Genomic DNA, 20,271 nt, shown 5'->3' with positions numbered 1-20,271 from the left:
AGGGGAAAACAAACCTATTGTCGCTACTCATTGTTTGAAGATAACTTGACTTGTTCAAGTGCTTGAATTAATGCCTGTCTAAAGTTTTGATGATCTTGAGTGGTAAAAGGTTTAGGTCCTCTAGTTCGAAGACCTGCTTTGCGCAACCTTCCACTTTGGTAACGTTGTTCTAACAAGGAGTCAATCGTTGTTGCACTAAATTCTTTACCCGTTTGATGAAACACTCGTACCCTCTTTGGTAAAACTAAAGAAGCTAACCCATAATCTTGTGTGATTAGAATATCTCCTTTGCGAATCAAGCCCACAATGCGGTAATCTGCGCTATCTGCGCCTTGATCAACGTACACAAAATGAACATACGCTGGATATTCTTTATGGGTGTAATGAGCCACGCTCGTCACGATCATGACTTCCACTTGATACAAACCAGCAATTTCAATTACATCTTCCTTAACCGGCGAACCATCTCCATCAATCAGTATTCGCATGATGTCGCACCTCTCGTTTCCATAATAGATAAACACCCAGCACACCAAGGAGTAACCAGCTGATGTTCCCCCACTTAGCGTATTCCATTAATTGCACACTGATCGTAGGAACTCTTAACTTGTCAGTCAACTGCAACAACACTGCAACAGGTAGTTCTAGCCAACGGGTAAGAACTAATAATAGCCCCATCAAGAGAAACTGATGGACCACACTCCCTTTGTTTTGTGTCGTAAATTTAATGATGACTCGTTGATCCATGGGAATATCCGTATCAGTGTCATAACACACACGATTTAACCAACCGCTGATCACAGCATGACAAAAACTTAAGAAAAACAATCCAATCACAAACGCAGTCGGGATCAATAAAATCAATAAAGAGAGAGATAGTCCGATCAACTGGACGATCACTGGAGGATAGGGGAAACTACGTAAGATACGATTACCAATCAGCTTAGCGACGACCATTCCAGCAATATAAGGTAGATACATATAAGTGGCTAAATGATCAAATCCATACAAAACTCCTACATAAAATGTACTAAACAAAAAGAGAAAGTTCCCCACCATTCCACTCAAAAAATTCATGAGATTGAGCCAACTTGGAAACTGCCAATTTTTTTTGCCTCGCCCTAAATAAAAAGCGGCTAAAACAAATAAAAAGAGAAAAACATAAATTGTAAGATCAAACAGTTCTGGCTCAACGAGCAAGCGTGCATTTCGAAGCAAAAACAATAAGACAAAAAACACAATGAACAGCACAAATTCTTTCGTGACAAAAATCGTCGTTTTCATCTCTTTAAAATCCAATTCATATCTAGGATAATGGCTGATGGTGTGATAAGCCATGATATAAAACAATGTATAAAGCCCTAACGTCACAACGATTTGGGTCGTACCTGACAACTCGATCGAGCGAAAAAGCAAAACCAATAATAGTAGCGCAAAGATATATTTTTTGCCTGTCATATTCGTAAAACCCTGTCGCTTTTCATGGTAATTAACAGTCACATTTGCTGGAAGTAGCCAAGCTGCACTAAATCCCAATAAAATACTAGACAAATAAAACAAGGGGAAATAGAGCACACCAAAGATCCCTAATAACGAACCCGCCCCTCCCATCAAAAGAGCAATCATCAGTAATGTATAACTATCTAGACCTAAACGAATACTGCGGATCAAAAACAATCCCGTCATACGGAAAGTATAAAATAAGGTAAACGGTAAAATCGAAGCCCAATTAGCCCCATCGCTCAAATTCAGAAATAAAAGATAAGGAATAAATATAACCGTATTAGCTAAAATAAAAGGTGTTGATTGCGTAAAATTACGACCAAATTGTTTGATTTTCTCGAACATAAAAAAACTCCTTAGCGAGTAATTACAAAACTTATTTTTCATTCATTCTAGCATTAATCATAAGTAGAAACCAATTTTAGCCAATACTCTCAACTAAGAATTCCGACTTATAACGAGCGATAACCTATTGCGACACGTCTTCTTGTCAGTAATAGTAACACTCAAGCCAAACAAACCACGAAAGATTGCCCATAAAAAATAGGACATTACCCAGAATCTCTTCTGACTAATGTCCTATCTTACTGGTACTTGAGTTTTTGTGAACTCAAGCAGACAAGCCCTTCTCCACAAAAGTCTTGCCCGACACCCTTGCATTCCGGCAAGTGATCACATCATGATCTTGTGTCTCCAAAATCAATTAGGCGCATCTGTAAACCAGAGGCCTTCTCGACCCGTCGCATGTCGTTACTTTAACACATATCCCAAAGTTATGCGAGTCTTTTTTTCATTTGATAATCGACCATTTGAAATCCTTGACCAATATCCGAGATCAGTTCACCAGCCATTTCAAAACCTTGATGAAGGTAAACGGCGATGGCTTGAGCATTGCCTTGATTGACACGTAGAAAAATCTCTTTGATTCCTTGTTCTCTAGCGATAGTTTCGTACCACTGAAAAAGAGCCGACGTCAATCCCTTCCCTCTGAATTGATTCATTAAGTATAACTTACTCAAATATATTTTGGAGGCTATTACCTCATAGGCGGTATATCCGACCGTTTGCCCTTGCTCTTTTAAGAGAAAATACTGCACACCTTCCGCCACTTCTTTTTCAATCTGTTGTTTTGATTGATAGGTAGCCAGCATATAGTCCACTTGTGCTTGCCCAATGATCGGAACAAATGCTTCTGGCCAAACTTCCTTGATTACTGATACCAACTCGTCAATTTCAGTTGAGGTTACCTTGACTTTTTCTAACATTCTTTTTCTTTCCTCTCTTACTGCTAAAAATTTCCTTGTGCTTTCTGGAACAGATACAACATAATCAAACTATACGCACCGACAGACCAAGGTTTCAATAATAGGACAATTTGGATATATTCCTTAAAAGATATTTTAGTTAACCCTGCGACCAGACAAACCAAGTCATCAGGCGCAAAAGGAATCAACATGGTCAAACACAGTACTTTTTTGATATCCTTCGTTTTCTGTGTCAGTAATTGGTCGAATTTTTGGTACTTTTTGGGCGATAAAATAAGTTGTACAAAACTAACGCCATAATAACGAACCAATAAAAAACCAATGGCTTCACCGATAATCAATCCAATACAGCTATAAAGTAATCCCCAGCCATTCCCAAACATCAACAAGCCTGCCACTGAAGAAATTCCTCCAGGTAGTATTGGGATGATCACTTGAATGATCTGCAGGAGAATAAAAATCACTACTGCATACTCCCCAAATTGTTGGATGAAGCGTTGCAAAGAAGTGGTTGATCGAAAGATCCCATGTTGATAAGCATAAATGATTAACACCAAAAAGAACAATAAGCCAATAATCGGGATTATTCGGATATATTTATGTAAATGATTGTGATCGTTCATTTTCAGTCTCTCCACCTTTTAGCGCTACTTTTCATTAAGAATCGTTGCAAAAGTAAACGTTTCACTTGATAAATAAGTCGAAGAATCGAAAATAGCTTCTCCTATTTTCATGATTCTTCGACTTATCCTATTGGTTTCTTTGTTTTATTTATGATCCAAAAAACTAGCAACTTTCGTCGTAATCAAATCGATCGCTACGTGATTTTCGCCACCTTCTGGCACGATGATATCGGCGTAACGCTTAGTTGGTTCGATGAATTGATGATACATCGGTTTAACCACAGTCAAATATTGTTCGATCACGGAATCCAACGTTCTGCCACGTTCTTCCATATCTCGTTTGATTCTGCGGATGATACGGATATCATCGTCTGTATCTACATATACTTTGATATCCATCAAGTCACGTAGATTTTCATCTTCTAGAATCAAAATGCCTTCTAATATAATTACTTCTTTAGGCTCTTGGATGATTGTTGCTTGACTTCTTGTATGTGCAACATAATCATAAACTGGTTTTTCAATGGCGTTATAGTTCAGTAGTTCTTTCACGTGCTGAATCAGCAGATCATTATCAAAGGCAAAGGGATGATCATAATTCGTATTCAATCGTTCTTCAAAGCTCAAATGGCTTTGATCTTTATAATAAGAATCTTGTTCAAGCATCATGATGGAATGGTCTGGGAAATTATTGAAAATGGCACGACTTACGCTTGTTTTACCGCTTCCTGATCCACCCGTCACACCAATGATAATTGGCTTGCTTTTTGTCATTGACTAAAACCTCTTTCATATCCGTTTTTACATTCTTATCTATTATAGCGAAAATACACGAAAATGCTATATTTTTCTGAAAATTAATGCTTCTCGATTTCCAAAAGAGGATAAAGTTCTGCTAACGAATCAATCCGATAAGTCGGTACGATTTCTGGAATTTCCGGCAACCGATTTTTGTTAAACCAAATCGTATCAATTCCTGCCAAGTTCCCTCCTTTAATATCTGAGGTCAATGAATCGCCAATAATAACTGTTTTTTCTTTTTCAAATTGAGGAATCTGTGAAAAGACATGATCAAAAAATTCTTTCATTGGTTTTTGGGCGCCCACATCTTCTGAAACAAAAATTTTTTTGAAATAGCCCAACATTTTCGCATCAGTCAAACGTTGATATTGCGTTTTCGATACCCCGTTTGTCACAATATAAAGATCCGCTTGTGAAGATAACGTCTGAAGCAGTTCATGACTTCCCTCAATCAAATCATGCCCCTGATTCAAGTAATGTCTGTATCTTTTCTCCATAGCTAAACTATCAACTGTTTTACCAAATTGTTGAAATAGTAGTCCAAAACGACTCCCGGTAACCTCTTCTCTCGTCATATTCCCTTTTTCAAATTCACGCCATAAGTGATGATTTAATGCCTTATAACTTGTTTTCACTTCTGGTGTCAATTCAATTCCTTGCTCTGCAAATAATTCATTTAATGCTTTTGCTTCTGTCATCTGAAAATCAAGTAACGTATCGTCTACATCGAATAATAAAGTATGATAATTCATTTTTTCTCTCCTATTTAAAATATATTTTCAATTGCTTTAATTCGGTTAATGTCAGTGAACGATAGGCACCTTCAGCAAGTTGGTCATCTAACTGCAAAGGTCCCATCATTAGTCGCTTTAGCTTTGTCACTTTTTTACCACGTGCAAGGAACATCTTTTTTACCTGATGAAATTTTCCTTCTTGTATCGTTACTCGTACTCGACTGCTGTTTTTGGATGTTTCCATGATTGTTAATTGTGCAGGTAAACAACGATAGCCACCCTCAAAAACAATTCCTGCTTGAAAAGCTTCGATATCTGAAGCTGTCACTTGTTCATTGATCTGCGCCTCATAAGTTTTGAAGACTTTTTTATCAGGCAGCAACATTTCATATCCCAACTGACCATTTGATGTCAGTAATAGTAGTCCTGTGGTATCACGATCCAAGCGTCCGACAGGATAGAGCGGCTTCGTTCGATCCGCTGAAGCAATCAAGTCTAGCACGGTCATTTTTGTTTGGTCTTTAACTGCAGTCACAGCACCACTCGGTTTATTCAATAAGTAATAGACTTCGTTTGTCGTTAAACGCTTACCTGAGACTTCGATCTCATGAATCAAACTATCCACATTTCGGTTTTGGCAAAATTCGACACAACCATCAATTTTCACTTGTTTTGATGCAAATAAACGCTTCATCTCTTTTCGAGTCGTTTGTAAAGTTTCTTCAATTAATTTATCTAAACGCATGGTGCTTTCCTTTCTTAGCCTAACAAGCATTATAACCCGAAAGAGAGTAGATGCAAATAAGAAAGCCATTGTTATTCCTTGACTTAAATTCAGATTCGCGCTACGGTTAAAGAGTAAAGTGAATTGGATTTCTCATACACAGCGTAATGACCTGGTGGAGAAAAGTTGAATCCTGACTTTCTAAAGGTAGATGCGCGCATCTATCTTTTTGCGTTTTTTAAGCGCCCTAGCCAATAATGTGCACGAGAATAGCCGTCGAAAGTTCACTTAAATAAAATCTGTTGGTCTACGTTGCCGACAGTCACATTTTAAGGAGGAATTTTGGTTATGTCAGTATCATTAGAAGTAAGTAAGAGAGAAGTACGTCCCCGTTCATTGAGAAATAAATTGCGTCATGAAGGTAAAGTTCCAGCTATTGTTTATGGGTACAATGTTGAAAGTACTCCGATTGCTATTGATGGACAAATATTCAGTAAATTATTACGTGAAAATGGCGCAAATACAGTAATCACAATGACGATTGATGGAAAAAAAGTCAACACGTTGGTTCATAAAGTCCAAACGAATACCTTTACCAACCATTTTGAACATGTGGAATTTCTATCTGTGAACATGTCAGAAGAAACTGAAGTCGAAACTGAAATCGTTCTTGTTGGCGAAGCTGCAGGTGTGAAAGCTGGTGGTGTCTTAGCACAAAACCTTTACACTGTGATCGTCTCTGCTACACCAAGCAACTTACCAGAACGTATCGAAGTTGATGTAACAAACCTAAATCTAGGCGATGCAATCACAGTAGCCGATCTACCTGAAAACAACGATTATAAAGTCGTTTCTGATGGTGAAGAACAAATTGCTGCAGTAGCAGCTCCAACTGAGGAAGCTGAAACTACTGATGAAGAAAGCGAACCAGAAGTTATTGGTTCAACGGAAGAATAACAAGTGACTTGTTCGTGTCAAAAGCGTTGGCAACCTTCGCTTTTGGCACGTTTTTTTCTCTCCTTAAAAAAAACTTATACTTTGAAAAAAAGTACACGATTTTTGTTGCATTTTTAAAAAAAGTCTATTAGAATGAACCATCGTTACAGTAAATCGTTTATCCTAAATGAAGAAATAAAACATGTCTATTCGATAAAACGAAGGAGGTTAAACAGATGTTTGAAAGTTTTGACAGTAGTCGTAACCGGTATGCCTCTGTAGGTGTTGTATCAAGTTTACCAGATGAACTGATTGATAGTATCTGGTTTATTATTGACCTAGACCTTAAGGGAGTTATCCCCTTAGATAATATGTTAGCCTTTGATTTAATCGACAATAATGGAAAAGTAACTATGCATTTTTCGCAAGCTGGTAGTGATGTTGAGATGGGAATCGATTTACCGTTTCACTATTCATCAAGTTTTCCAAGCCAAGTATATGCTTATGATGATGGTACTAGAGAAACCATTCTTTTACCCAGCGAGATAAGACAGTATTAAGGTTCACAACCATTCGTTGTCCCTTTTGATTTGTACGCCCAGGCCAAGTAGTTGATCCTTTGAATTTATTCTTTGAGTTTCATTCTTTGAATTTATTCAGCGATTCAATTCTTGGCTTGTTTTATAATGCACATCATTGAAAATATCTTTGAAAATGAATCTGCAATACATTGAAAGTTATCAAAATTATTTCATTTTTACCTAGTAATCTCAGGATAAACACTATATACTACTAACTAAATTTTATAGACAATAAGGAGTTTAAAAAATGCGCGATTTAACAAAAGGAAGTCCAGCTAAACTAATCTTAATGTTCACCGTTCCTTTACTTATTGGTAATGTCTTTCAGCAATTTTACAACATGGTCGACATGATCATCGTTGGTCAAACATTAGGGAAAAATGCGCTGGCTGCTGTTGGTGCAACCGGAAGCTTGACCTTTTTAATCCTTGGCTTCGCTCAAGGTCTTACTGCTGGATTAGCGATCATCACAGCTCAGCGTTATGGTGCAAAAGATTATCGTGGTCTTAAGAAAAGTTTTGCTGCAAGTGTTGTTATCAGTTTGGTTGTCACTATTGCATTAACCGTCCTTAGTTTAGTATTTATTCGTCCGATGCTGCAATTGATGCAAACGCCCGTTGAGATTATTGACCAAGCACAAACGTTCATTTCAATCATCTTACTAGGGATTTTCGCATCTATGAGTTTTAACTTGCTTTCAAATGTTATTCGCGCGCTTGGAGATAGCCGGACACCACTTTTCTTTTTGATTATTGCAGTGGTTGTCAACGTTGTGCTTGATTTGATTTTCATCATTTCTTTTGGAATGGGTGTCGAAGGCGCAGCAATTGCAACGGTTATTGCCCAAGTTTGCTCAAGCCTACTATGTTTAGTTTATATCAAGAAAAAAATTCCTTTGTTGCAATTACGTAAAAAAGATTTTCACTTTGATAAAGAAGAGATTCGTGTTCATTTAAACGCTGCTCTTCCAATGGCTTTTCAATCATCCATCATCGCCATTGGCGCCATTGTCCTTCAAGCTGCGTTGAACAGTTTAGGAACAGATGTCGTAGCCGCTCAAGCAGCAGCCAGCAGAATTGACCAATTTGCTAACCAACCAATGATGTCCTTTGGGATTGCTATTGCAACATTTACTGCTCAAAATTATGGTGCAAAAGAATATGGTCGAATTTTAAAAGGTGTTAAGCAAACACTTATGATGAGTATTGGCTTTAGTGTTGTTGCAGGTGCGATCGTGATTTTCTTCGGTCATTCACTTATGCAGTTGTTTGTTTCACCGACAGAGACTCGTGTCTTTGAATTAGCTCAAACTTACTTCAATATCAATGGTTCCTTATATTGGATCTTAGCGATTTTATTTATCTTACGTTACACACTACAAGGACTTGGTCAAAGTAAGATTCCAACACTTGCAGGAATGATGGAATTAGTCATGCGTTCATTTGCAGCAATCATTTTAACTGGTTTACTTGGTTATACGGGTGCTGCAGCTGCTTCACCACTTGCTTGGGCAGGATCTGTCGCTGTTCTACTATACTCTTACTTGCGTTCAATGAAACAACTTAAATCTTTCGAGAATGAACAACAATACGCTATGGATGATCCTGAAATCCAGTACAATAGTATCCAATAAAAGAAAAAAAGACATTTCTCTCATCGATCAGATAAGCAGAAATGTCTTTTTTATTAGCAATTTACATGATGTTCCGTTCAAAAAACGAAGGAGTCTGGTTAGATGATTTTAGCGATCAATTATTATATATGATCATTTTTACGAGTATTTTCATCCGTATCTTCTACTCGAACGTCTCCTTTTGTATCAATATCCAACTCTTCACGACTTACTTTTTCCGTCACTTGTTTCATATCTTCATGCTCTTTTTTGTGAATACCTACCTCTTCACGTACTACAGTATGTTTATTGACATCAATTTGTTCTTCTTTAAGAGGAATTGTAATCGTTTCGTCTTCCAAAGAATCATCTGAAATATTATCGCTTGCTTCAGCATTTACTGGTTTTCTTTCGATAACGATTTCTTCACGCTTCACAGGGACTTCCACTGTTTTAGTATCATTAACAACGTGTTTATGGATATCAACTTCCCCAGTTGTCACGTCATGGGTATTGACATCTAACTGTTCTTCTTTGAGTTGAATATTTTCATTATTTGTATTTAGTGTATCCGTTGGATCGGGCATATTTTGAGTCCGATCGTTTTCAACAACTGCTTCATTTGGCGCTTTGTAATCTTTAACCGTAATCACTATTTTCCCAGCGGCAATATCCTCTTTGTATGAATACAATGGATCATCGTTAACAGAATCATCCGCTTTTTCTGTATACGAATCTTCCTCATAGGTGTTAGAAGTGAACGTATCTTTGATCCGTTCCCATAGCGAGTGTTCTTCATGCGTGCCTTCAACCTCATCCACATTCGTTTCTACATCAATTCCTGATAAACCAGAAAAACCAAAATTTTGAGCAGCATCTTTTGTCGTATAGATAATGATATCGTCTCGATCGTATCCTTCATCACGCAATTGTTCGATCACTGATAAAGCTTCTTCCCTCGTACTGTAACTACCAATAACTGTTAGATTTCTTTCATTCATGTGAATCCCTCCTGTTAATAGTATGTCTGTATTTAGTGATTCCGCTTACAGATCTATTCTATCGGATATTTTTTTTTAGAACAAATATATGGTTTACAAAGTAAAAAAGATGCCAATCCATTCAGCTAAGTCGAATGGATTGGCATCAGTTCTATCGTTTAAAATCTTATGATCAAGAGATCCGTCCACCAAAATGAGTAGGAAGCTTCCGACTAAGGGACAAAAAGAAAGTGTAAACATCGGTTTATTCGTTTTTGGTAGTGGTTAGAATGTTTTGTCTTACTTCTCTCATTTTTTTTGATCGTGAAATGTAGGATTTTGTTTATCCCAGATTCTTCATTCTGTTTTATTCGAATCGATACTGTTTTCTGCTATTTCTTGTTTTTTGATTTTAAAATAGTCCACATGTGTATGGTTATATTCTAACACCGTAAATTGAAAAGAATCAATTTGGATCACTGTACCTGTCTTGATGTTTTTTTCATGGTTCGACATAAATCCAGATAGTGTGATAAAAGTAGACTCTTCAAATTCAGGGATCGTAACGTGGAAATAACGACCAAAATCATCTAACGTCAATTTTCCTGAAACAATATAGCTCCCATCTGCTTGTTTCGCTATCAATGCTTCATCCAAATCCGTTTCATCCCGAATTTCCCCCACGATTTCTTCTAAAATATCTTCAATCGTCACTAAACCACTCGTTCCTCCGTACTCATCTTTTAAAATAGCAATATGTTTTCCTTTTTTACGCATGATCGTCAACAGTTTTTTGATGGGAATCATTTCCGAAGTAACGATTGGTTCTTCCACCAACTCATCCACTGTTAATTGATCGTCTTTAAACGACTGCTTAATCAAATCTGGTAAAGTAACATAACCAAGGACGTGATCCTTTGACCCAGAAATAACGGGGTAGCGGGTATGACCTCTTTGAATAGAAGCTTGAATCGCATCTTTCACTGTCTCACCAGCTTCAAAAACCTGCATAGAGGTTCGATCCACTTGGATATCTTTTGCCAACGTATCATCAAATTCAAAGACATTTTCTAAATAATAGTACTCTTCTTTCGTCAACTCTCCTTTTTCATAAGAATTCATAGCCACTAACGTCAATTCTTCTTGAGATAATGTCTCTTCTCCTTCTGAAACTAATTTCACACCTAATACTTTTCCTAAAGCCGCAGCAGAATGATTCAATACCCAAATAAAAGGAAACATTGCTTTATAAAAATAATGCAACGGACGTACAACAAATAAGACCACTTGCTCTGTATTCACGATACTATAACTTTTAGGTAAAAGTTCTCCGATCACCACATCGATATATGTCACTAAGATAAACCCTAACGCGACAGAAATCGTTCCGCTCAATGCTGAGCTAAACGGCAATCGACCGATCCAAGGCTCTAGTAACGCCGCCACTGAGCCTTCGCCAACCCAACCAATGATCAACCCAGTCAAGGTAATTCCTAATTGACTAGCCGACAAGTAGTTATCTAAATGATGCGTGACATGTAATGCTAATTTGGCATTCTTTACATTTTCTCTTTCTAATTGTTCTAAACGTGAACGTCTGATTTTAACTAATGCAAATTCACTAGCTACAAAAAAAGAAGTCACCGCAATCATCAAAAATAATATGGCAAAATTAAGTACCATAACTTCCCACCTCTCTTTTCATGTCCATTGTACCTCTTTTTGAATTTTTTTTGGGAAAATAGGTTAAAAAACAATTCCTTCGTCTTTTTAAACGAACGATTTTCTTCACATAAGGTCTCCTACTTTTGATTTTTCTTTTCATTTTTGCGATAACTATCTGATAAATACGATAGATAAATCAGTGATTAAATGTCATTTTTTTCTTTTACTTTCGCAATATTTGTCATTCTTAAATAAGAAGAGGCAACTTTTACTAGACATTAGTGAACATCTTGCAAACTCTTGTTAAAAAACCAAAAAATTCTTATTAAAGAAAAAAAAAATCCCCTATATCCGAATCATTACTTTACAATGAATTTAATAAAAAATAATTTAAGGGAGATCATTTTATGCCAAATAATGTGGATAAATCAAATGAAACGACCGATTTTTCATCCAACCAGGAATTACTAAACACAATTAACGCATGGAAGGCAATGCTTAAAGTTTACGGAAAAAACGAAACTTTAGAGACTTTAACTGCATTCAACTATAAAAATTCGGACATCAAATTGATTGCGGATAAGCTTCGGTTACCAAAACCAAGCAATCGAACATCTATGAAAAAGCTAGTTCTTCCTTCAAACAAAAACACTACCGCCGAGGTGTTCATATCCAAAGATAGGTTACTAGATACTATCAACATATGGAATGCGATGCTTAAAGTTCATGGACCAACAGAAACTTTAGCTGCTCTAGCTACATTCGGCTATGGAAAAGCGGTCACCAAAATGATCACGACTAACCTTCAGTTACCAAAATCAATCAATCGAATAGCTGAAACAGAAAAAATAATTAACGCTTCTAAATCAAAGAAGTCAACCGATTTTTCATCCAACAAGGAGTTACTAAAAACTATTGACAATTTCAAAGAAATGCTTAACACAGGTGAATTAAGCAAAACCTTGGAATGTTTAGCTGAATTAAGCTATACGCCCATAAGTATCAAACTTATCATGGCTAACCTTGACTCGCCAGAAATAAAGGATCGAGAAACTATAACAAAAAAGATAATTGAAGCAAATCAAACAAATATTATAGCGAATTCCGACAAAAATAGAGACAAACTATCAAGTACCCAAAATAATCCACAAACACGAAACAATATGAAAGATTATATCTATAATACTTACATAAAACCAAATACAGTGGAAAATGACTTACATAATAAATCTTGCATAAAAAACTTGACAGAAAAAGCCATAAATAGTGTCCCTAGCGAGCCTTTAAGTAATACGGAAAAAGATAAAACCTCTCCACAACGTTAATCACTAAAAATAGTGAGACTAGGACATAAAGTTTACTCTTCGCTCTAAAAATGAATAAACGGTGTTCTAGAAGTAGCTCTATCGGAAATAAGCCGAAGAATTCCAAAAATATGAGAAACTATTTTCGGATTCTTCGGCTTATTTCTCAAAGCTAGACACTTCTGTCACAACCTCACGTAAATACTTTATTCGCTAAAGTTTAACTTTTCCGTTCTTTTAACCACGTTTTTCTTGTTACACCAATTAGTAACGGTACTGTTTCATGCTTTACTTCACTATACTCCAAGCCAAACCAAGTTTCTGGCGTGGTCGCAATTTTTTTAATTGCAAGTTTTGCTTGCATGATTTGTCGTTCCCATTTGCTGAGAGTCGTCACATTTGAGATCACTTCATCAATCAAGATAAATTGGAAATCACCGACTTCTCTTCCCGGAGTTAACGAATAAGTCTGCGGTTGTTTTGGTAATCTTCCTTGTTTCATCAAATCATGAATGATTTGACGAACATAGACATTGATTTCTTGTTGTACTCTGAATCCTAAGAAGAGATTCACTTGTACGACAAAATCAGTATCCATCATATCGATTTGGTATTCTTTCGTATAAGGTTCATCCGTCACTTCCACATGTACGAACCAATATACACGTGCTCTTTTTGGTCGTTTGTCCAGAATCGAGTAGACAAATTGTCTACCAACTTTTCCTTCGGCCATATCTGGTACTAAGAACACCACATTAGTTTGATAAAGTGGCAATGAGTGATCATCTCTTAATTCCGCTAATTGTGGAATGTAATCTTTTAATGCCACATCTTCCGCAGCAGACTCACGGATGATATTTCCTTGTTCCCAAATAAACATGACAGCTAAAATAATGATCGCCATCAACACCGCAACAAACCCTCCGTGGAAAAACTTCACGATACTTGAGATGAAAAAGATGATCTCGATCGCACCAAAAAAGAAAGACACAATCCAGGCGAACCATTTGGAATAGTTGCTTTGGATTAAATAGAAATAAAGAAGTACCGTCGTCATCAACATCGTGACAGTAATTGAAAGTCCATAGGCTGCTTCCATATGATGTGATGTCCGGAAAGTAACCACGATCAACGAACAAGCCAACCATAAAATCAAATTAACCGCGGGAATATACATCTGACCGATACTGTTTCCTGGGTACATGATTTTCAAGCGTGGTAAGAGTTTTAACTTAATCGCCTCTGATACCAATGTAAATGATCCAGTAATCAAAGCCTGTGAAGCAATGACCGCAGCGATCGTAGCAAACCCAACGCCAATAATCAACCAACCTTTAGGTAACATTTGGAAAAATGGATTGAGATTATTGATTTGTTGCACCTCTTGATTTTGATAAATATTCAGTAACCAAGCCGCTTGTCCGAAGTAATTCAATACTAAGCAAAGTTTAACGTAAGGCCAACTTAAACGGATATTTAATTTCCCCACATGCCCCAAGTCAGAATACAATGCTTCCGCCCCTGTCGTAGCCAGAAAGATGTTTCCTAAAATAAAGAGACCTAATCGATTGTCTGGACTAAAAAGTAGGCGAATCGCGTAGTAGGGGTTCAACGCTCGGATCACCGTCCAGTCTTGGCTGAAATTTATTAAACCCATCACACCTAAAAAAGTAAACCATAAAAACATGATCGGACCAAACGCTTTTCCTACTATCTCGGTACCGAATCGTTGAACCATAAATAATACGAAAATGATGACTAATGTAATAATGACAATAATATTTTGATTGTTACCGAATCGATCAAAAAATTGTGGGATACCTCTTAACCCCTCAATTGCTGTCGTGACAGTCACCGCTGGGGTCAATACTCCATCAGCAAGTAAAGCAGCTCCACCGATCATTGCCGGAATGATCAAGTATTTGCTCCCTTTCCTGACCAGTGTATATAAAGAAAAAATCCCACCTTCACCGTGGTTATCGGCATTTAACGCAATCACCACATACTTGATTGTGGTAAGTAATGTTAGTGTCCAAAAAATCAATGACACCGAACCAAGGACAAATTCAGGATTGATACCTCGTAGTCCTCCGTTATCTTCTACGATGGCCTTCATTACATATAGTGGACTCGTTCCAATATCTCCGTAAACTACGCCCATCGCAACTAATAGACCAGCCATTGAAATTTTTTTAGTGTTGTGTTTTGTTGTCAATTGTCCCCCTCTTTTCTACTTTCGTTCACTATCGTATTTTCTTCACAAATCATTGATCTTTTATTTCATGTGATTTACTTAACTAGAGACCCCTACGAAGTGTCAAATCATTATACAAGATTTCATTTAGTAATGTCGACGGATATAGTCTGCTAAAAATGAATACACACCGAGACAAAAAAGAGCTCCTAGCAATGAAGGGATGAGGTAGAATCCTTTGATCGAGGGACCTAATTCACCAAGAACAAATTCTCCTAACCAGCTTCCTAAAAAACCGATCACTACATTTCCAGTGACACCGCCAGGTACATCCTCATTTAAGATCAATCCAGCGAACAGACCTAAAACGCCACCAACGATCAAAGTCAGAAAAAAATAAAGCATCTCGTTCCCTCCTTAAAAAATACACCTTTATTTTACGTTATTTTGAAAATTAGACCAAAGATTATGAATAGCTTTTATCCAAGTAAACTTTCCAGAGGGATTTTAGCTATAAAAAGAAGGAGTAAGACATTGTCTCACTCCTTCTTTTTCAATGTAGCAAAAACAAGTATTTTTCACTGACGTAGGCATTTCAACCCTCAGATTACTCTTTTTGCTATTTTATCGCTTAAACGATTATTTTGTTTCTTTTTCAGAACCATCTTCTGTTAACATCGCTTTTCTAGAAAGATTTACGCGACCTTGTTTGTCAATCTCAGTTACTTTGACAAGGACTTCATCACCCAATTTGACTACATCTTCTACTTTATTGACACGGTCATTTGAAAGTTGAGAGATGTGAACCAATCCGTCTTTTCCTTTGATCAAGTTAACGAAAGCACCAAATTTTTCAATACGAACTACTTTTCCTAGATAAACCTCACCGACTTTTACTTCTTTGGTTAAGTCTTCAATGATCTTGATTGCTTTTTGGATCATTTCTTTATCAGATGAAGCAATACTTACTTTACCATCTTGATCGATATCGATTTTCACACCAGTTTCTTCAATGATACCATTGATTGTGTCGCCACCTTTACCGATCACATCTTTGATCTTCGCAGGGTCGATTTGGATCATTTCGATTTTCGGTGCATATGGGCTTAATTCTTCACGAGGTGCTGCAATCGTTGAAGTCAATTCTTCTAAGATTTCCATACGTGCTTGTTTTGCTTGGGCTAGCGCTTCTTTTAGGATTTGTTCCGTAATCCCTTGGATCTTAATATCCATTTGTAGAGCAGTTATCCCGTCTTTAGTTCCAGCCACTTTAAAGTCCATATCTCCCAGATGATCTTCTAATCCTTGGATATCTGTTAAAATTGTATAGTTTTCGCCATCTGAAACAAGTCCCATTGCAATCCCTGCAACTGGTGCTTTGATTGGTACACCGGCATCCATCAATGCTAATGTCCCAGCACAGATACTTGCTTGTGAAGAAGAACCATTCGATTCTAAAACTTCTGCCACTAAACGGATTGTATAAGGGAAATCTTCTTCTGAAGGAATCACTTGTGCTAGCGCACGTTCACCTAAAGCACCATGTCCGATTTCACGACGACCAGGTGATCCCGCACGCCCTGTTGAACCAACAGAAAATTGTGGGAAGTTGTAATGGTGGATGAATCGTTTGCTAACTTCTACTCCCAGTCCATCAATAATTTGGTGTTCACCTAGTGGCGCAAGCGTACAAGCAGATAATGCTTGAGTTTGTCCTCGAGTAAACAAACCTGAACCATGCACCCGTGGCAACAAGCTTACTTCTGAAGCTAGTGGACGGATTTCGTCCAATTTACGCCCATCAGGACGAATCTTGTCGATCGTGATCAATTCACGAACTACATCTTTTTCTAAGTCCTCAGTAATTTGTTTTACTTCTTTTAGTAATTGATCTTCCTCTTCATGCCCGATAAATTTTTCGGCATAAGCTTCACGAATATCGATTTTTACTTGTTCGATATTGTCTTCACGAGCTAGTTTTTCTTCTGTCATAACAGCCGTTTTCATCGTTGCATAAGAAGCATCAAAGATTTCTTTTTTCAAATCTGCATCTACTTGTAACAAAGAAACTTCCATTTTCTCTTTGCCGACAGCTTGGACGATTTCTTCTTGGAAAGCAACTAATTCTTTGATTGCATCAAAACCAAATAGTAATGCTCCAAGCATATCTTCTTCAGAAACTTCTTTCGCACCACTTTCAACCATGTTGATTGCTTGTTTTGTACCTGCAACACTTAGTTCAATATCTGTTTGTTCCGCTTGTTCAACTGTTGGATTCAAGACATATTCGCCATTCACACGGCCGACTTCGACACCAGCAATTGGTCCATCAAATGGAATATCTGAAATTGATAATGCTAAAGAAGAACCTAGCATTGCAGCCATCGCAGGTGAACAATCTGTTTCAACACTCATCACGATGTTGGTTACTTGAACTTCGTTACGGAAGCCATCCGCAAACATTGGGCGGATCGGACGGTCGATCAAGCGAGCCGTTAAAGTTGCTTCTGTACTTGGACGACCTTCACGCTTGATAAATCCTCCAGGAATTTTACCGGCAGCATACATCTTTTCTTCATAGTTGATCGTCAACGGGAAGAAGTCAGTATCTTTTGCTTCTTTTGAAGCAACTGCCGCACTTAAAACTACAGTATCTCCATAGCGAACTAAAACTGCTCCGTTCGCTTGTTTTGCTAATTGACCGACTTCGATTTGTAAGGGACGGCCTCCCCATGTCGTTTTGAATATTTGTTTTTCTGACATAATTACTCCTTTTCTTTCTCGTGAAAGCAAGACGCTACTAAACAAATGAAAACCGCCAAACGTCGCTTATCCAGCTTTCATTTGGTTAGTAGGAGTCTATCATGCTTTTTTCGAGAATGGTTGTATTAGGTATTACAGTAAAAAAAGTGAGATTCATTTGAACCCCACTCTTTTTGTCAAAATTAACGGCGTAGACCTAAGCGTTTGATCAATTCGCGGTAACGTTGTACATCGGTCTTACGTAGGTAAGCTAACAAGTTACGACGGTGACCAACTTTTTTCATTAGGCCACGGTATGAATGATGATCTTTTTTATGCATACGTGCATGTTCATTCAAGTGGTTGATTTCTTCCGTTAATACAGCGATTTGTACTTCTGGAGAACCAGTATCCCCTTCATGGCGTGCATAGTCTTTGATGATTTCATTTTTACGTTCTTTTGAAATTGCCATTTCTTTCACCTCTTTCGATTATTCCCCTGTGACTGAGTAAAACGTTGGTGATTCGCTTAACCAAGTAACAGGCGATATGCCTTACGCATACAGCTATACTTTACCTGAATCTACGGGAGAAATCAAGTGAAGAATCATTAAGAAAATTTAGTTTTTAAACAAACTTTCTCCTACTTTTTAAATTTTATGTTAAACTATAATGCGAAAATAGACGTATAACTGTCTAAAAAGAAAGGGGTACATATTCCATGATCACAATGGATAATATCATCCGTGAAGGAAATCCTACTTTGCGGGAAGTAGCTGAAGAAGTTGCTCTCCCATTAAGCAAAGAAAATATCGACCTAGGAAAAGAAATGCTCGAATTCCTGAAAAATAGCCAAGATCCAATCAAAGCGGAAGAATTAAACTTACGTGGAGGGGTTGGTTTAGCTGCTCCTCAATTAGATATTTCTAAACGCATCATTGCTGTACACGTGCCAAGCCCTGATCCAGAAGTAACAGAACCCACGCTAAGTACGGTAATGTATAATCCAAAAATCCTTAGTCACTCAGTTCAAGATGCTTGCCTTGGCGAAGGAGAAGGCTGTTTATCTGTTGACCGAGAAGTACCTGGCTACGTAGTCCGCCACGCTAAGATCACGGTTTCTTATACAGATATGAATGGCGAGAAACATAAAATCCGCTTGAAAAATTATGAGGCAATCGTTGTCCAACACGAAATTGATCATATCAACGGCGTGATGTTCTACGACCATATCAACGAAAAGAATCCATTTGCCCTTAAAGAAGGCGTATTGGTGATTGAATAAAAATGATTGAAAGTTGTATTTCAATCTAAATGATTCGTAAGAAATTGAACTAAAAAGCAACATCTTCGGAAATCGCTACTCATTTTTTCGAAGATGTTGCTTTTTGACGAGGGGAGCCCCACTCCTTTTTTATATTACTAAGAATCAGCGATGTGTTCGTTGTCCATTAAACTGGTTTCTGTCTTTACTATGTCTATTTTCTCCCAACTTTTCTTCTTGTCGTTCAAGTTTACCTCCCGCTCTAGTTGTGCCTTCTACTATCTTTTTCTGCCCTAGATTCTCTGGAGATGGGCTTAACGTCAGATTCTTTTCCAACTCCAATAGGTCTATCTTGTTTGTTTTTGCCCAACGTTTTATTTCACCAATCATTTCCATCCATTTGTCTAACTGTTGTTCTCCGTTCTGTTGCGCATAGCATTGATTCTCTCGCTGAGCACGAAGTTGCTGAGTCAAGATTTTTAATTGATCTTTGCGTTCTCCTATTAGCTCATCTTTTTGCATTAATTGATTTTTAGTAATTTCTGTCTCTAATTCAGAATTTGATACTTTTAATTTATTGATCCCAACTTTAATTTTTTCAATTTGACCTTCTATTTTTTTTAATATATGTACTATTTCTGGAGTATTTTTGCATTTTATATTTTCAATTATTGTTTCTGCTTCAGATCGTAACGCAAGATCTTTCTCGCATCTTTTTCTAGCCATCAAATTAAAGAGCGTGGCATTATTACTCGGCAATTGTTTTATTTTATCCTCAACTGTATTTTTATCATATAGATCAGGTTGTATCAGAACAGCCTGCGACTTGTATATTTCCACCACGAAACCTTTCCACTTCTCTAATTCTTTTTTTGCAGAATCTAGGTCCCGCCAGTCAAATTCAGAAGAGTTTAATTCGATTTCTTGTAGTTTTGTTTGTATTTTAACTATTCGTTCTGCCACTGCTCTTAAAAATGCATTTATTTCTGAAACAGGTCGCTTATTCACCTCATCTTGTAATTTATCTGCTTGTGCTCTAAATTCTAGATCCTCTTGGCAAATGGTAAGGTTCTTTTTTAAGAGAGCCTTTGTACGCCCACTTCTATCGAAATCCGATCCCCAGTTTTCATCGAACCAACTGATCGTTTGTTCAACGGTGCTTTGTTCGTATAAAAAGGGGAATTCTATTATATTTCTTTTCCGCTTTTCCAACATTTCAATACTCTTTAATTCAGATAGCAACTTTATTGTACCCCTTCCAAAAACTAGCTTGTTGTTCCAGTACTTTATCTCCAGAATTCTTTGTCTTTCATTCGATGATTCGCTGTTCTGCTATATTTGCA

19 protein-coding genes are annotated in these 20,271 nt (G+C 37.3%); 5 read left to right on the top strand and 14 right to left on the bottom strand.

Translation table 11 applies throughout. The features are described from left to right. Positions 1-23: 23 nt before the first annotated feature. From IGJ18_RS00950 to IGJ18_RS00920, 7 genes are all read right to left on the bottom strand, one after another. Positions 24-488, bottom strand: a complete 465-nt coding sequence (locus IGJ18_RS00950; protein WP_088745039.1) for a YaiI/YqxD family protein — start codon at positions 486-488, stop codon at positions 24-26. Then, positions 472-1,848, bottom strand: coding sequence for a hypothetical protein (locus IGJ18_RS00945; protein ID WP_094940636.1), 1,377 nt, complete (start codon positions 1,846-1,848; stop codon positions 472-474). The genes IGJ18_RS00950 and IGJ18_RS00945 overlap by 17 nt, the downstream gene beginning before the upstream one ends. A 428-nt stretch (positions 1,849-2,276) precedes the next feature. Next, positions 2,277-2,768, bottom strand: coding sequence for a GNAT family N-acetyltransferase (locus tag IGJ18_RS00940; RefSeq protein ID WP_010736856.1), 492 nt, complete (start codon positions 2,766-2,768; stop codon positions 2,277-2,279). Positions 2,769-2,791: 23 nt separating this feature from the next. Further along, on the bottom strand, positions 2,792-3,391 hold the full coding sequence (locus IGJ18_RS00935; protein ID WP_034698710.1) for a TVP38/TMEM64 family protein: 600 nt from the start codon (positions 3,389-3,391) through the stop codon (positions 2,792-2,794). Positions 3,392-3,535: 144 nt separating this feature from the next. Beyond that, positions 3,536-4,165: a uridine kinase gene (gene udk, locus IGJ18_RS00930; RefSeq protein ID WP_010720341.1), complete on the bottom strand. Its 630-nt coding sequence runs from the start codon at positions 4,163-4,165 to the stop codon at positions 3,536-3,538. A gap of 83 nt (positions 4,166-4,248) precedes the next feature. Next, the gene (locus tag IGJ18_RS00925) at positions 4,249-4,944 is read right to left on the bottom strand and encodes a YjjG family noncanonical pyrimidine nucleotidase (RefSeq protein ID WP_010720342.1); all 696 of its coding nucleotides are present in this window, start codon (positions 4,942-4,944) and stop codon (positions 4,249-4,251) included. A gap of 10 nt (positions 4,945-4,954) precedes the next feature. Beyond that, positions 4,955-5,671, bottom strand: a complete 717-nt coding sequence (locus IGJ18_RS00920) for a 16S rRNA pseudouridine(516) synthase (protein ID WP_095454108.1) — start codon at positions 5,669-5,671, stop codon at positions 4,955-4,957. A gap of 327 nt (positions 5,672-5,998) precedes the next feature. Between IGJ18_RS00920 and IGJ18_RS00915 the strand changes: the two genes are divergently transcribed. From IGJ18_RS00915 to IGJ18_RS00905, 3 genes are all read left to right on the top strand, one after another. Then, a complete protein-coding gene (locus IGJ18_RS00915; RefSeq protein WP_010736853.1) occupies positions 5,999-6,607 on the top strand; it encodes a 50S ribosomal protein L25/general stress protein Ctc in 609 nt (202 codons plus the stop codon). A gap of 215 nt (positions 6,608-6,822) precedes the next feature. Next, positions 6,823-7,146 (top strand): DUF960 domain-containing protein, encoded by a 324-nt coding sequence (locus IGJ18_RS00910; protein ID WP_010720345.1) that lies wholly within the window; start codon positions 6,823-6,825, stop codon positions 7,144-7,146. 268 nt (positions 7,147-7,414) lie between these two features. Then, a complete protein-coding gene (locus tag IGJ18_RS00905; protein ID WP_063626437.1) occupies positions 7,415-8,800 on the top strand; it encodes an MATE family efflux transporter in 1,386 nt (461 codons plus the stop codon). Between the two features lie 122 nt (positions 8,801-8,922). Here IGJ18_RS00905 and IGJ18_RS00900 read toward each other — a convergent pair whose 3' ends face one another. Together IGJ18_RS00900 and IGJ18_RS00895 are read right to left on the bottom strand one after the other, a co-directional pair. Then, entirely contained in the window at positions 8,923-9,780 is an 858-nt protein-coding gene (locus tag IGJ18_RS00900) for a DUF2382 domain-containing protein (protein WP_438842736.1), read from the bottom strand. A 336-nt stretch (positions 9,781-10,116) separates the two neighbouring features. Then, positions 10,117-11,442, bottom strand: coding sequence for a hemolysin family protein (locus IGJ18_RS00895; protein ID WP_088775177.1), 1,326 nt, complete (start codon positions 11,440-11,442; stop codon positions 10,117-10,119). 401 nt (positions 11,443-11,843) lie between these two features. On the opposite strand from IGJ18_RS00895, the gene IGJ18_RS00890 reads away from it, so the two are divergent. Beyond that, on the top strand, positions 11,844-12,749 hold the full coding sequence (locus tag IGJ18_RS00890; RefSeq protein ID WP_438842735.1) for a hypothetical protein: 906 nt from the start codon (positions 11,844-11,846) through the stop codon (positions 12,747-12,749). A 199-nt stretch (positions 12,750-12,948) separates the two neighbouring features. Here the strand turns inward: IGJ18_RS00890 and IGJ18_RS00885 are convergent, their stop codons facing one another. The 4 genes from IGJ18_RS00885 to rpsO all read right to left on the bottom strand — a co-directional run bounded on the left by IGJ18_RS00885 (position 12,949) and on the right by rpsO (position 18,137). Then, entirely contained in the window at positions 12,949-14,943 is a 1,995-nt protein-coding gene (locus IGJ18_RS00885; RefSeq protein WP_339087488.1) for a KUP/HAK/KT family potassium transporter, read from the bottom strand. Between the two features lie 126 nt (positions 14,944-15,069). Next, positions 15,070-15,327 carry a GlsB/YeaQ/YmgE family stress response membrane protein gene (locus IGJ18_RS00880; protein ID WP_010720351.1) on the bottom strand — a complete coding sequence of 86 codons (258 nt, stop codon included), beginning with the start codon at positions 15,325-15,327 and terminating at the stop codon, positions 15,070-15,072. 234 nt (positions 15,328-15,561) lie between these two features. Beyond that, positions 15,562-17,685, bottom strand: coding sequence for a polyribonucleotide nucleotidyltransferase (pnp, locus tag IGJ18_RS00875; RefSeq protein WP_063626433.1), 2,124 nt, complete (start codon positions 17,683-17,685; stop codon positions 15,562-15,564). 182 nt (positions 17,686-17,867) lie between these two features. Next, on the bottom strand, positions 17,868-18,137 hold the full coding sequence (gene rpsO / locus IGJ18_RS00870) for a 30S ribosomal protein S15 (protein ID WP_010720353.1): 270 nt from the start codon (positions 18,135-18,137) through the stop codon (positions 17,868-17,870). A 248-nt stretch (positions 18,138-18,385) separates the two neighbouring features. Here rpsO and def point away from each other — a divergent pair, with 248 nt between their 5' ends. Then, complete coding sequence (gene def / locus IGJ18_RS00865) at positions 18,386-18,949, top strand: peptide deformylase (protein WP_010720354.1); 564 nt, start codon at positions 18,386-18,388, stop codon at positions 18,947-18,949. Positions 18,950-19,093: 144 nt separating this feature from the next. Here the strand turns inward: def and IGJ18_RS00860 are convergent, their stop codons facing one another. Continuing rightward, on the bottom strand, positions 19,094-20,170 hold the full coding sequence (locus IGJ18_RS00860) for a hypothetical protein (RefSeq protein WP_438842734.1): 1,077 nt from the start codon (positions 20,168-20,170) through the stop codon (positions 19,094-19,096). Positions 20,171-20,271 lie beyond the last annotated feature (101 nt).

Source organism: Enterococcus sp. AZ078, from assembly GCF_051714985.1.
GTDB lineage: Bacteria > Bacillota > Bacilli > Lactobacillales > Enterococcaceae > Enterococcus_B > Enterococcus_B hirae.
The sequence above is the reverse complement of the archived record's forward strand: the minus strand, read 5'-3'. Positions and strand labels throughout refer to the sequence as shown.